Origin of the sequence: Pseudomonas sp. NPDC086278, assembly GCF_050280905.1 — a bacterium.
Classification (GTDB): Bacteria; Pseudomonadota; Gammaproteobacteria; order Pseudomonadales; family Pseudomonadaceae; genus Aquipseudomonas.
The window spans coordinates 1-13,433 of record NZ_JBNNWE010000132.1 but is presented as its reverse complement, the minus strand read 5'-3'; the positions used below and the strand labels follow the sequence as shown (position 1 = coordinate 13,433).

At 58.0% G+C, this 13,433-nt stretch carries 14 protein-coding genes; 10 read left to right on the top strand and 4 right to left on the bottom strand.

The genetic code is table 11. From position 1 onward, the window contains the following. The coding region (locus ACQKP4_RS26670; RefSeq protein WP_427636952.1) for a lactate permease LctP family transporter at positions 1-1,203 on the bottom strand (1,203 nt) is incomplete at its 3' end. Between the two features lie 261 nt (positions 1,204-1,464). Here ACQKP4_RS26670 and ACQKP4_RS26665 point away from each other — a divergent pair. Then, positions 1,465-2,232 carry an FCD domain-containing protein gene (locus ACQKP4_RS26665; RefSeq protein WP_427636950.1) on the top strand — a complete coding sequence of 256 codons (768 nt, stop codon included), beginning with the start codon at positions 1,465-1,467 and terminating at the stop codon, positions 2,230-2,232. A gap of 130 nt (positions 2,233-2,362) precedes the next feature. Here ACQKP4_RS26665 and smpB read toward each other — a convergent pair whose 3' ends face one another. After that, on the bottom strand, positions 2,363-2,845 hold the full coding sequence (gene smpB / locus ACQKP4_RS26660) for an SsrA-binding protein SmpB (protein WP_427636948.1): 483 nt from the start codon (positions 2,843-2,845) through the stop codon (positions 2,363-2,365). Positions 2,846-2,963: 118 nt separating this feature from the next. Here smpB and ACQKP4_RS26655 point away from each other — a divergent pair, with 118 nt between their 5' ends. Genes ACQKP4_RS26655 through ACQKP4_RS26645 form a run of 3 tightly spaced genes read left to right on the top strand, consistent with a single transcriptional unit; the run spans position 2,964 to position 5,116 of the window. Continuing rightward, positions 2,964-4,367, top strand: a complete 1,404-nt coding sequence (locus ACQKP4_RS26655; protein ID WP_427636947.1) for a sodium-dependent transporter — start codon at positions 2,964-2,966, stop codon at positions 4,365-4,367. A 7-nt stretch (positions 4,368-4,374) separates the two neighbouring features. Next, on the top strand, positions 4,375-4,809 hold the full coding sequence (locus ACQKP4_RS26650) for a type II toxin-antitoxin system RatA family toxin (protein WP_427636946.1): 435 nt from the start codon (positions 4,375-4,377) through the stop codon (positions 4,807-4,809). Further along, positions 4,802-5,116 carry an RnfH family protein gene (locus ACQKP4_RS26645; protein ID WP_427636945.1) on the top strand — a complete coding sequence of 105 codons (315 nt, stop codon included), beginning with the start codon at positions 4,802-4,804 and terminating at the stop codon, positions 5,114-5,116. Before ACQKP4_RS26650 ends, ACQKP4_RS26645 begins: the two co-directional genes overlap by 8 nt. A 61-nt stretch (positions 5,117-5,177) precedes the next feature. Here ACQKP4_RS26645 and ACQKP4_RS26640 read toward each other — a convergent pair whose 3' ends face one another. Further along, positions 5,178-5,705 (bottom strand): outer membrane protein assembly factor BamE, encoded by a 528-nt coding sequence (locus ACQKP4_RS26640; RefSeq protein WP_427636944.1) that lies wholly within the window; start codon positions 5,703-5,705, stop codon positions 5,178-5,180. Positions 5,706-5,802: 97 nt separating this feature from the next. Between ACQKP4_RS26640 and fur the strand changes: the two genes are divergently transcribed. Then, positions 5,803-6,207, top strand: coding sequence for a ferric iron uptake transcriptional regulator (fur, locus tag ACQKP4_RS26635; protein WP_003197684.1), 405 nt, complete (start codon positions 5,803-5,805; stop codon positions 6,205-6,207). Between the two features lie 75 nt (positions 6,208-6,282). Here fur and recN read toward each other — a convergent pair whose 3' ends face one another. Beyond that, complete coding sequence (gene recN / locus ACQKP4_RS26630) at positions 6,283-7,956, bottom strand: DNA repair protein RecN (protein WP_427636943.1); 1,674 nt, start codon at positions 7,954-7,956, stop codon at positions 6,283-6,285. 239 nt (positions 7,957-8,195) lie between these two features. Between recN and grpE the strand changes: the two genes are divergently transcribed. The 5 genes from grpE to ACQKP4_RS26605 form a co-directional block, all read left to right on the top strand. Further along, positions 8,196-8,762 carry a nucleotide exchange factor GrpE gene (gene grpE, locus ACQKP4_RS26625; protein ID WP_427636942.1) on the top strand — a complete coding sequence of 189 codons (567 nt, stop codon included), beginning with the start codon at positions 8,196-8,198 and terminating at the stop codon, positions 8,760-8,762. Between the two features lie 102 nt (positions 8,763-8,864). Beyond that, positions 8,865-10,781, top strand: a complete 1,917-nt coding sequence (gene dnaK, locus ACQKP4_RS26620) for a molecular chaperone DnaK (RefSeq protein WP_427636941.1) — start codon at positions 8,865-8,867, stop codon at positions 10,779-10,781. 297 nt (positions 10,782-11,078) lie between these two features. Beyond that, positions 11,079-12,203, top strand: a complete 1,125-nt coding sequence (gene dnaJ / locus ACQKP4_RS26615) for a molecular chaperone DnaJ (protein WP_427636940.1) — start codon at positions 11,079-11,081, stop codon at positions 12,201-12,203. A 9-nt stretch (positions 12,204-12,212) separates the two neighbouring features. Next, complete coding sequence (dapB, locus tag ACQKP4_RS26610) at positions 12,213-13,019, top strand: 4-hydroxy-tetrahydrodipicolinate reductase (RefSeq protein WP_427636938.1); 807 nt, start codon at positions 12,213-12,215, stop codon at positions 13,017-13,019. 259 nt (positions 13,020-13,278) lie between these two features. Then, the coding region (locus ACQKP4_RS26605; RefSeq protein ID WP_427636953.1) for a carbamoyl-phosphate synthase domain-containing protein at positions 13,279-13,433 on the top strand (155 nt) is incomplete at its 3' end.

Here is a 13,433-nt window from a genome sequence, read left to right as displayed (position 1 = left end):
GATATTCAGCACCAGCATCGAGATCAGTGCGGAGAAGAAAATCGCCGTGCCGGTCGCGGAGATCGGATCGAGTTTGAACACGGCCGGGATGGCGGTTGGCGCGGTCACGATCGGTGCGACCTTGATGACCATTTGGTCCAGGTGCGGGATGGCGAAGTTGAACACCCAGCTGTACATCGAACCGCCGGCGGCGAACATGGCCTTGAACGGCTTCAGCGTCCAGATGGTGACCAGCACGGTGAGGATCAGGAACGGCGACCAGGCTTTGAAGATTTCCAGCAGGCTGTAAGGCGAAGCCACAGTCGTGCGCTTCTGACCGAAACCGCCAACGCTGGCGGTGACCACGGAAGCCGAGACGGCGCCGGCGATGTGCTGGCCGGCGGTGCGTTTTGGCTGCCAGACTTTCAGGAACAGCGTCAGGGAAATCAGGCTGACCAGTGCTGACGTGATGTCTGGCAGTTCCGGACCAATGAAGTTTGAGGTGAAGTATTGGGTGATGGCAAAGCTCAGGCCTGCGACCAGCGCGGCGGGCCAGGTTTCCTTCACGCCGCGCAGGCCGTCCATCATGAACACCAGCCAGAACGGCACGAACAGCGACAGCAGCGGCAGTTGGCGGCCGGCCATGGCGCCGATCTTGAACGAATCGATACCGGTGACTTGCCCGGCCACGATGATCGGAATCCCCAAGGCGCCGAACGCCACGGGTGCGGTGTTGGCGATCAGGCACAGACCGGCGGCGTACAGCGGATTGAAGCCCAGGCCTACCAGCAACGCGGCGGTAATCGCCACTGGCGCACCGAAACCCGCAGCTCCTTCAAGAAACGCACCGAAGCAGAAACCGATCAGCAACACCTGCAAGCGTTGGTCGTCGGTGATCGACAACACCGAACTGCGGATCACTTCAAACTGACCACTCTTGACCGTCAGTTTGTAGAGAAACACCGCCGCGACGATGATCCACGCAATCGGCCACAGCCCGTAAGCGAAGCCATAACCGGCGGCGGCGAAGGCCATGTCGACCGGCATCTGAAACGCGAAGATGGCGACGGCGATAGACAAGGCCAGCGTGATGCTGCCGGCCACATGCCCTTTGAGCCGGAACACGGCCAGTGCCAGGAAGAAAAACACGATGGGGATAACGGCCGCGAGCGCGGAAACGCCAAGGCTGCCGAGCGGGGTGTAGAGCTGTTGCCAGGTTTGCATATGGGGTGGCCCCTAATTGTTGTTGGTCAGGCACTGTCAGCGTTCTTGGATAATTGGTAATACCAATTTACAATCGCTGTTGGCTAGGGTAAAAGCCTTGCGGGTGGTGTGTCAATTTGCCGCCCTGAAACTTTCGTCGAATAAGTGTGTTTGTGTGCGCTTGATCCGCTCGATCAAATGCCGTCCGGTAGGTGCTGGCGCAGCGCCGATAGGCCAGAATAGAGAGCCCGGCGAGCCGTCGGGATCGTGGAGAAATGAGTTATGGGGTTTGATCAGATTCGTCAGCGCCGTTTGTCTGACGATATTGTCGAGCAGCTCGAAGGGATGATCCTCGAGGGCACATTGAAGTCCGGCGAGCGCTTGCCGGCCGAGCGCGCCTTGGCCGAGCAATTCGGTGTGTCACGCCCTTCGTTGCGCGAGGCAATCCAGAAGCTGGCGGCCAAGGGCTTGCTGGTCAGTCGTCAGGGCGGCGGCAATTACGTGGTGGAATCCTTGGGTTCGACCTTCAGCGATCCGCTGCTGCACCTGCTGGAAAGCAACCCCGAGGCCCAGCGCGATCTGCTGGAGTTTCGCCACACGCTGGAAGCGTCCTGCGCCTATTACGCGGCGTTGCGTGCGACCGATGTGGATCGCGAGCGACTGACGGCCGCGTTCGAGCAGTTGCAGGATTGTTATTCGCGTCACGATGAAGTGAGCCGGGCGGAAGAGGGCGCGGCGGACGCAAAATTTCACTTGGCGATTGCCGAAGCCAGTCATAACGCCGTGTTGCTGCACACCATTCGCGGACTGTTCGATCTGCTCAAGCGCAACGTGGTGACCAACATTGGCGGCATGTACAAACAGCGTACGGAGACCCGCGACATGCTGATCACGCAGCATCGGGAGTTGTACATGGCGATTATTGAAGGAAGGGCGGAGCAGGCGCGTGAGGTTTCCAGCCGACATATCTTGTATGTGCAGGAAGTGCTCGAAGAGGTGCGTCAGGAAGTGCAGCGCATGGCTCGGGCGGAGCGGCGCAAGGGGATGTAGTCAGCTGGTTTTTTGGTGAATGTGCGATCGCCTTCGCGAGCAAGCCCGCTCCCACATTGGATTTGTGAACGTCACAAAACATATGTGGGAGCGGGGTTGCTCGCGAAGGCGGTCTTAGGCCAAAAGAAGATTACTCTTCCTTGCCCTTGTTGCGCACCGCACGCTGCAACTCGCGACCGGCGTCGCGCTCGCGCTCGGTGTCACGCTTGTCGTATTCCTTCTTGCCCTTGCCCAGAGCGATCTCGCACTTGACCATGTGCTTGCTCCAGTACCAGGACAGGCACACGCAGGCGTAACCCTTTTGCTGCACGGCCGTGGCCAGCTTTTCCAGCTCGCGCCGGTTGAGTAGCAGCTTGCGGGTGCGGGTCGGATCTGCGATGACGTGGGTGCTGGCGGTCATCAGCGGCGAAATATGGCTGCCGAGCAGCCAGGCTTCGCCATCCTTGAGCAGGACGTAACTGTCGACCAGTTGCAGCTTGCTTGCCCGCAGACTTTTTACTTCCCAGCCGGCCAGGACCAGACCAGCCTCGAACTTATGTTCGATGAAGTAATCGTGTCGCGCCTTTTTATTCTGCGCGATGGTCCCTGTTGGGTGTTTCTTCTGTTTAGCCATAGGGGCGGCATTATAGGGAGTTGCGCGCGAGTCGGCTACGGTATCGCTACGTGCTTGAGCAGGTTGATTGAATCCCGGACAATGCGCCCTCTTTTTTGAACGCTTGGGCGTGATAACGATGTCGACAGACAAGGTTTCTGTCCACGGCAGTTGGGCTAGCCGCTGGGTCTTCATACTCGCCGCGACCGGTTCGGCCGTGGGCCTGGGTAGTATCTGGAAATTCCCTTACATGGTTGGCGTCTACGGCGGCGGCGCCTTCGTGCTGATGTTTCTGGCCTGTATCGCGCTGATCGGTGTGCCGGTCATGCTGGCCGAAACCCTGATCGGCCGCCGCGCCCGTCAAAGTCCGGCCAACGCCTTGAAGGTGTTGGCGCTGGAGGCGGGGCATTCGGGCAAGTGGTCTTGGGGCGCGTTCGCCGGGATGATCACGGCGTTGCTGATCCTTTCTTTCTATAGCGTGGTCGGCGGCTGGTCGCTGGACTACATCATCGACATGGGCCGGGGCGATTTCCAAGGGGTAACGGCTGATCAAGTCGGCGCGTACTTTGGCAATGTGATCGCCGATCCTTGGCGCCTGACACTTTGGCATACGATTTTCATGCTGCTGTCTGCGGTGGTGATCGCCAAAGGCGTGGTTGCCGGACTTGAGCGCAGCTTGCGGATCATGATGCCGCTGCTGTTTGTGATGGTCATTGTGCTGCTGGGTTACAGCATGACCACCGGGCATTTCATGGAAGGCGTGCATTTCATGTTCGACTTCCACCCGGAAAAAGTCCTCGACGGTTTGCTGCCCGCCATGGGCCATGCGTTCTTTTCCCTGAGCGTGGGTGTCGGTTCGATCATGATCTACGGCGCCTACATGCCGAAGAACTCGTCGATTTCCGGCACCGTGGTGGGTGTGGCACTGCTCGATACTTTCGTATCGCTGGTGGCTGGCCTGGCATTGTTTCCGATTGTGTTTGCCGCGGGTCTGAACCCGAGTGAAGGCCCTGGCTTGATGTTCGTCAGCCTGCCATTTGCCTTCGGTAACGTGGCGTTCGGCCAGTTGATGGGCGTAGTGTTCTTCGTACTGGTGGCGGTGGCGGCCTGGAGTTCGGCGATTTCTCTGCTCGAGCCAATGGTGGCTTACTTGGTTGAACGCACCAAAGTCAGTCGTGCCTGGGTGACGTTCTGGCTGGCATTCATCTGCTGGTTCGTGGGTTTGGGTACGGTGTTTTCTTTCAATATCTGGAAGGAAGCCAAATTTTTCGTGAACGAAGGCGGGATGTTCCATCTCTACCAATGGGGCGCGGCCGGTGGCCTGGACTTCTTTGGGGTGATCGACTTCTTTACCTCGCGCATCATGTTGCCACTCGGTGGTTTGTGTTTCGTGGTGTTTGCAGGTTGGATCATGGGGCGTGAAGCGGTGCGCGACGAACTGTCGATCCGCAGCCCGGTGTTGTTCAGCCTGTCCCTGTTCTTGATGCGCTATGTGGCGCCCATCGGCATTCTCGTAGTGTTTGCCGCCCAGCTCTGGAAGTGACGCTGACATGACGACACATATTCAACGTTCGGCCCTGCTGCCATATCCGGCGCAAGCGCTGTATGACCTGGTCAACGACGTGGCGCGTTATCCCGAGTTTCTGCCGTGGTGCTCGGCCGCTGAAGTGCTGGAAAGCTCGCCCGAGCACATGCGAGCCAGTGTGGGTGTGGCCAAGGGTGGGCTGAGTCAGCATTTCGTCACCAGAAATACGTTGGTGCCCGGCCAATCGATCGAGATGAACCTTGAAGAGGGGCCGTTTACCCAGCTGCACGGCATCTGGGTGTTCAAGCCGCTGACCGAAAAGGCCTGCAAGATCAGCCTGGATTTGTCGTTCGACTACGCGGGGCCGATTGTTCGCGCGACGCTGGGTCCATTGTTCAATCAGGCTGCCAATACGTTGGTGGACGCGTTCTGCCAGCGCGCCAAGCAGATTCATGGTTGAGGCGGTGATTGATGTCGAGGTGGTCTACGCCGCCGTTGATCGACAGGTGTTGCTTTCGGTTGCGGTGCCGGAGGGCGCATCGGTGCGCGACGCATTGCGCAGATCCGCGGTAGATGCGCAGTTTCCGGAGTTGGACCTGGCCAATTGTCCGGTCGGAATCTTTGGCAAAGTCATTGTTGATCCAGAAGTGCGCCCGGTTCAGGCAGGGGATCGCATCGAAATTTACCGTCCGTTGCAGGCCGATCCGAAAGAAGTTCGCCGGTTGCGCGCCGCGAAGGCCGCCGAGGCTAAAGCCCGGAATCAGTAATTTCCTGAAATGCTGGACAATAAAAAACCCGGAATCTCCGGGTTTTTTATTACGTCGCAAGTTATTGCGGCGTGGTGTCCAGCGGTTCTGGTGTCGGGACTGGAACGGTTTCTACACCGTCTACGTCCTTCTGGATCTGATCCAGCAACGAACCTGGCTTGACCGGTTTTTCCGGTTTCGGCTTCTCGGCGTTCTCTGCTGGTGCAGTGACTTTCGTGCCACTGTCCTTGCCGAGAATCGCTTCGTCGCGGCTCACGCCTGGCATGAAATCACCAGAGAGGCTGACAAGCTGATCATTTGGGTTGAAGATAACGCTAATGCGTTCCTGTTGGCGTTCACCGCCACCCGGTTGCAGGCTGTACAGATAATCCCAGCGATCGGCATGGAACGTGTCGGTCAGCAGGGGATTGCCCATGATAAACCGTACTTGCTTACGGGTCATTCCCGGGCGTAACTGGTCTATCATGTCCTGCGTGACGACATTGCCCTGCTGGATGTCGATTTTGTAAACCCCGGGGAATGAACAACCGGCGAGTGCGAGCAGTCCCACAAAGGTGAAACTGGTTAGCAAGAGCTTGGTGTTTTGCATCGGTGGGCGACTTCCACTATCTTGGCTGGGACAACGTAAACGCCGATCATACCCGCATTAAGAGAAGCTGCGAAGCAGCATCGCGAGAAAGCTGACCATGGTTGAAAATAGCGAACTACGCAAAGCCGGCCTCAAAGTGACCCTTCCACGGGTCAAAATTCTGCAAATGCTCGATTCCGCCGAGCAGCGCCACATGAGTGCCGAGGATGTTTACAAGGCACTGATGGAGGCTGGTGAGGACGTCGGTCTGGCCACGGTTTACCGTGTACTGACTCAGTTCGAGGCAGCTGGCCTTGTGGTGCGGCACAACTTCGACGGAGGCCATGCGGTCTTCGAACTGGATGACGGCAAGCATCACGACCATATGGTCAACGTCGAAACCAGCGAAGTGATCGAATTCTTCGACGAAGAAATCGAGCGCCTGCAGAAAGCCATCGTCGATAAGTACGGCTTCGAGATGGTTGATCACAATCTGGTGCTGTACGTACGTAAGAAAAAGTAAGCATGTCACGCGAATTTCACGTTCGCGAAACGAGCGAAGGCGACCCCAGGGTCGCCTTCGTGCTTTCTGCCGTTCTTAAGTTTTAGCGGCGACAACCATTTTTTTCGCGTGAGCGAGAGATTCTTTGGTCAGGTCGATGCCTCCGAGCATCCGCGCTACTTCTTCTACGCGCTCATTCTTGCTGAGTTTGGACACCGCCGTGCGGGTCTCGTCCTCTCCGCGCACCTTGTGCACAAAAAGATGTTGATGACCCTGCGCGGCCACTTGCGGCAGGTGAGTCACTGTCAGCACTTGCCCGCGCTCACCGAGGCGTCGCAGCAGTTGGCCAACGATCTCGGCGGTCGGGCCGCCAATGCCCACGTCCACTTCATCGAATACCAGTGTTGGCACGCGAGAGGTCTGTGCGGTGATTACCTGAATCGCCAGGCTAATGCGCGAAAGCTCTCCCCCCGAGGCTACTTTGGCCAAGGCTTTCAAGGGCTGGCCAGGGTTGGCACTGACCAAAAGCTCCACCTGTTCCAGGCCATTGGGCAGCAGTTCGTCGCTGCTGTTAGGGCGTAACTCGATGGTGAAACGACCGCCAGGCATGCCCAGACGTTGAATTTCCTGCTCTACAGCACTCGCCAGGCTGTTCGATGCCTGATGACGCAAGTCGCTCAGTTCGCGTGCCTTCTCTTGATAGTGGCGGGCGTAAGACGCGAGCTCATCGCTCAGTCGCTCGATGGATTCGTCATTGGCATTCAGGGTTTCGATTTCATCGAGCAAGCGTTGCTGCATCTCCGCGACCTCGGTCGGCTGGATGCGGTGCTTGCGTGCCATGGTGTAGATCGCATCGAGGCGTTCTTCAAGATATTGAAGGCGCGCCGGATCGGCGTCGAAATTATCAAGGAAGCGGTTCAGCTCACCCACGGCCTCCTCAACCTGGATCTGCGCGCTGGTCAGCAGGCTGCTGGCTTCGCCTAGCGCACCGATCGAGTTGTTCACGCTCGACAGTCGATTGAGGCTGGCGGTCAACGCGTTCAGGACATTTCCGGAATCGCTTTCGCTGCATTGCTCGACGACTTGCCGGCAAATGCCGAGCAGGGTTTCGGCGTTGGTCAGGTTCTTGTGTTCCTGTTCCAGTTGCTCCAGTTCGTTTTCACCGAGACCGAGATTTTCCAGTTCTTCGAGTTGGTAGCTGAGTAGCTGATGGCGAGCGCGTTGCTCGTCACCGGAATTGGAGAGGCGGTCCAGTTCCAGGCGAGTCTGGCGCCAGCGTTGGGCGGCCAATTGCACCTGGCGAGCGAGGTCGGTGGCGCCGGCGTATTCGTCGAGCAGCCGGCGATGGGTATCGGTCTTGAGCAGTGATTGGTGTTCATGCTGGCTGTGGATATCAATCAGCAGTTCGCCCAGGGCCTTGAGATCGCCGAGCGGGCAGGGCGTGCCGTTGATGTAGCCACGGGAGCGGCCTTCGGCGGTGATTACCCGGCGCAGGATGCACGGACCGTCGCTCTCGAGGTCGCGCTCGGCGAGCCAGGCGCTGGCTTCCGGAATATCGATCAGGTCGAAGGTGGCCAGGATATCGGCCTTGTCGGCGCCGGGACGGACTACACCGCTGTCAGCGCGGTCGCCCAGGGTCAGGCCCAGGGCGTCGAGCATGATCGACTTGCCGGCGCCGGTTTCCCCGGTGATCACGCTCATGCCGCGATCGAGTTCGAGATCGAGATGTTCGACGATGGCGTAGTTGTGTACGGACAGGTGCACCAGCATAAAGGCCGCTCCCAGGCTTTAGGTCTGGTTATTTATACAGTGTTTTATTTGCGCCTGACAATGCCCTCGCTTAGCTCGATTTGCGTGGTCTGACGAAATGCTTAGTGCGTCGAGTCATTCAATGCAGCGCTTTTTGTAGGGTTAATCACTGCAAACCCCTTGAAGCTGATTTTTGCGGCCCCATATACCGGGACAGAAGCGCGAGTTGAGCTCGCGGACGATATTGAAAGGAGAAATCTATGGCTGACGAACAGACAATGGATACGCAAAATCAAGACGCCAACCAAGGCTCCGCGGCCTCGGGTGAAGACCTGGCGACTCGTGTACAAGTGCTCGAAGAGCAACTGGCAGGCGCGCAGGATCAGGCATTGCGTGTTGCCGCCGATCTGCAGAACGTCCGCCGTCGCGCCGAGCAGGATGTAGAAAAAGCGCACAAGTTCGCCCTGGAAAAATTTGCGGGCGATTTGTTGCCGATCATCGACAGCCTGGAGCGTGGTCTGGAGTTGTCCAGCCCGGATGATGAAAGCATCCGTCCAATGCGCGAAGGCATCGAGCTGACCCTGAAAATGTTCCAGGACACCCTGAAGCGTTATCAGTTGGAAGCGATCGATCCGCATGGCGAACCGTTCAACGCCGTTCATCATCAGGCGATGGCCATGCAGGAAAGCGCTGATGTCGAACCGAACAGCGTGCTCAAGGTGTTCCAGAAGGGTTACCAGCTCAACGGTCGCTTGCTGCGCCCGGCCATGGTTGTGGTCAGCAAGGCACCGGCGCCAGTTTCGCCTTCGATTGATGAGCAGGCTTGAAATTAGCCGCAAGGCCCCCATTTAGAAGTCAAGCGTTTAAGTGCTACCGCAGTTAGCCACCACTGCTGCGGCAACCAAATCCAAAGTTTCGGGAGAGTTAACATGGGCAAAATTATCGGTATCGACCTGGGGACCACCAACTCCTGCGTCTCCGTGCTTGAAAACGGCGTAGCCAAAGTTATTGAAAACGCCGAAGGCGCGCGTACTACGCCGTCGATCGTGGCTTATGCCAACGATGGTGAAATCCTCGTTGGTCAGTCGGCCAAGCGTCAGGCTGTGACCAATCCGCACAACACCCTGTACGCGGTGAAGCGTCTGATCGGTCGTAAGTTCGACGAAGAAGTCGTACAGAAAGACATCAAGATGGTCCCGTACAAAATCGCCAAGGCTGACAACGGCGACGCTTGGGTTGAAGTGAACGGCCAGAAAATGTCGCCGCCACAGATCTCGGCTGAAATTCTGAAGAAAATGAAGAAGACCGCCGAAGACTACCTCGGCGAGCCAGTGACCGAAGCGGTGATCACCGTTCCGGCTTACTTCAACGACAGCCAACGTCAAGCCACCAAAGACGCCGGCCGCATCGCGGGCCTGGACGTTAAACGCATCATCAACGAACCTACCGCAGCCGCTCTGGCTTACGGTATGGACAAGGCCAAGGGCGATCACACCGTGATCGTTTACGACCTGGGCGGCGGTACTTTCGACGTTTCCGTGATCGAAATCGCTGAAGTCGATGGCGAGCACCAGTTCGAAGTATTGGCCACCAACGGTGATACGTTCCTGGGCGGTGAAGACTTTGACATTCGTCTGATCGACTACCTCGTTGACGAATTCAAGAAAGAAAGCGGCATGAACCTCAAGGGTGACCCGCTGGCGATGCAGCGCCTGAAAGAAGCCGCTGAAAAAGCCAAGATCGAGCTGTCCTCTGCTCTGTCGACCGACGTGAACCTGCCGTACATCACTGCAGACGCTACCGGTCCCAAGCACTTGAACGTGAAAATCTCCCGCGCCAAGCTTGAAGCGCTGGTAGAAGACCTGGTTCAACGCACCATCGAACCTTGCCGCATCGCTCTGAAAGACTCCGGTATCGACGTTGGCGCGATCAACGACGTGATCCTGGTAGGCGGTCAGACCCGTATGCCACTGGTTCAGAAACTGGTGACCGAGTTCTTCGGTAAAGAAGCTCGTAAAGACGTGAACCCGGACGAAGCGGTTGCCATGGGTGCTGCCATCCAGGGCGCGGTATTGGCCGGCGACGTGAAAGACGTTCTGCTGCTGGACGTCAGCCCGCTGACCCTGGGTATCGAAACCATGGGCGGCGTGATGACCGCGCTGATCGAGAAAAACACCACGATTCCTACCAAGAAATCGCAAGTGTTCTCGACGGCCGATGACAACCAGGGCGCTGTGACCATCCATGTGTTGCAAGGTGAGCGTAAGCAAGCGGCCCAGAACAAGTCCTTGGGCAAGTTCGACCTGGCCGAGATTCCACCAGCACCACGTGGCGTGCCACAAATTGAAGTGACCTTCGACATCGACGCCAACGGCATTCTGCACGTAGGCGCCAAAGACAAGGCTACCGGCAAGACTCAGTCGATCGTGATCAAGGCCAACTCCGGTCTGTCCGAGGAAGAGATTCAGCAGATGATTCGCGATGCTGAAACCAACGCCGACGAAGACCGCAAGTTCGAAGAGCTGGCCGCTGCCCGTAACCAGGGCGATGCACTGGTTCACTCGACGCGCAAAATGATCGCCGACGCTGGCGATAAAGTGACCGCTGAAGAGAAGACTGCGATCGAAGCCGCTGTTGTTGCCCTGGAAGCCGCTGTTAAAGGCGACGACAAGGCTGCGATTGATGCCAAGGTTGAAGAGCTGTCGAAAGTCTCTGCTCCAGTGGCGCAGAAGATGTACGCCGAACAGGCTCAGCCTGCTGAAGGCGCGGCACCGCACGACGAAAAAGCCGAGAAGGCTGATGACGTTGTCGATGCCGAGTTCGAAGAAGTCAAAGACCACAAGTAAGTTGTTGGTCGGCCGGTTGACTGTCGTCAGGCAGTGACTGGTAGGATGTCGCCGCGCGGGGGCTTGCTCCCGCGTTGGCGTGTCTGGAGTTAACGAATTTTTACAGCATGCGACAACGCTCGCACGCTGCTGGTATGGCCGAAGATGCTCCTGCTTTTCGAGCTGCAAGTACCGCATCGAATCAAAGACCAGGATCGTTGAATTGACGTGAGTTGGGTCCGGGCCTGTATTGGGGCTCAACGAGTTTGGCGAAGCTCAGGAGGGGTTTGCCGGACGTCCTTAAGAGTGCAAAGACTTATGGCAAAGCGTGACTATTACGAAGTATTGGGTGTTGAGCGAGGCTCAAGCGAAGCAGACCTGAAAAAGGCCTACCGACGCCTGGCGATGAAGCACCACCCGGACCGTAATCCCGATGACAAAGCGTCGGAAGAAATGTTCAAAGAGGCCAACGAGGCCTACGAAGTGCTGTCCGATTCGAGCAAGCGCGCGGCGTATGACCAATATGGTCATGCCGGTGTTGATCCGAGCATGGGTGGCGGCGGTGCCGGGTTTGGCGGGCAGAATTTCTCCGACATCTTTGGCGATGTCTTCAGCGACTTCTTCGGCGGTGGTCGCGGCGGTTCCCGTGGCGGCGCTCAGCGTGGCAGCGATCTGCGTTACACGCTCGAGCTGAACCTGGAAGAAGCGGTGCGCGGCACGACCGTGAATATCCGCGTTCCGACGCTGGTCAACTGCAAACCGTGCGACGGCTCGGGTGCCAAGAAAGGCTCCTCGCCAGTCACTTGCCCGACCTGCGGCGGTATTGGTCAGGTCCGCATGCAGCAAGGCTTCTTCTCGGTGCAGCAAACCTGCCCGCGCTGCCATGGCCAAGGCAAGATCATTTCCGATCCGTGCGATTCGTGCCATGGCGAAGGTCGTGTCGAAGAGTACAAAACCCTGTCCGTCAAAGTGCCAGCCGGTGTTGATACCGGTGACCGCATTCGTCTGTCCGGCGAAGGCGAGGCGGGCGCGCAGGGCGGCCCGACGGGCGACCTGTACGTGGTGATCAATGTGCGCGAGCACGCGATCTTCCAGCGCGACGGCAAGCATCTGTTCTGTGAGGTGCCGATCAGCTTCGTCGACGCGGCGCTGGGCGGCGAGTTGGAGATTCCGACCCTTGATGGTCGGGTCAAGCTGAAGATTCCGGAAGGAACTCAGACCGGCAAGCAGTTCCGTGTGCGCGGCAAAGGTGTTGCACCGGTGCGTGGCGGCGGCGCTGGCGATCTGATGTGTCGTGTGGCGGTCGAAACGCCGGTCAATCTGGGGCGTCGTCAGCGCGAATTGCTGGAAGAGTTCCGCAGCTCGCTGGAGGATGACAACAGCCATTCGCCGAAAACCACCGGTTGGTTCGAAGGCGTGAAGCGCTTCTTCGGCGATTTGTAAGGAGTCGGCATGCGACGTATAGCTGTGATGGGCGCTGCCGGGCGCATGGGCAAGATTCTGGTTGAAGCCGTGCAACAGCGTGCGCCGCTGACCGGTCTGACGGCGGCCATTGTGCGCCCCGGCAGCACGCTGATTGGCGTGGATGCCGGCGAGCTGGCTTCGTTGGGTCGTATCGGCGTGCCGTTGTCCGGGCATGTGGAGTCGGTGGCTGACGAATTCGACGTGTTGATCGACTTCACGTTGCCGGAGGTCATGCTGAAAAACCTGGCGTTCTGCCGCAAGGCTGGCAAGGCGATGGTGATAGGCACGACCGGTTTGGATGCAGCTCAGAAGCAGGTGCTGGTCGAAGCAGGGAAGGTCATTCCTATCGTGTTCGCGGCCAATTTCAGCGTTGGGGTCAACCTGTCGCTGAAGTTGCTCGACATGGCCGCCCGAGTGCTGGGTGACGATGCCGACATCGAAATCATCGAGGCGCATCATCGGCACAAGATCGACGCGCCGTCAGGCACGGCGTTGCGCATGGGTGAGGTGATTGCCAGCGCGCTGAATCGTGACCTGCAGAAGGTCGCGGTTTATGGTCGTGAAGGGCACGCCGGTGCGCGTGAGCGTGAAACCATCGGTTTCGCGACGGTTCGCGGCGGTGATGTGGTCGGTGATCACACGGTGTTGTTCGCCTGTGAAGGCGAACGTCTGGAAATCACGCATAAAGCGTCCAGCCGCATGACCTTCGCCAAGGGCGCAGTGCGTGCCGCTTTGTGGCTGGACGGTCGTGAGCCAGGTCTCTACGACATGCAAGACGTGCTCGACCTGCGTTAAGATGCGCCCGAAATCGGGCTCAAACCCAGCGTTTGGGCCCGATTTTATTCCGCCAAGCGACGTCCTGTCGCATTCCCCGGCCTTTAAGGCTCATTGGCGGTAGACCAAAAAGGCCTTTTTCTGTAAGCTACAGCTTTAGTGTGTCCACTAAAAGCGCGCAGAATAATTCGGTGAAGAAGCGGGGTGACGTGTCCATACGTCACTCCGCTTTTTTACAACCTGCGATCGCCCTTTCAGGCTTTATTTACGGGAGGTCTTCTTGACTAAGCCAGCCATACTCGCCCTTGCTGATGGCAGCATTTTTCGCGGCGAAGCCATTGGAGCCGACGGTCAAACCGTTGGTGAGGTGGTGTTCAACCCCGTGCCCTGTGAAAAAACGACTGAATTTCAGCTTCGGCTGAGTTGGCTTTTTGC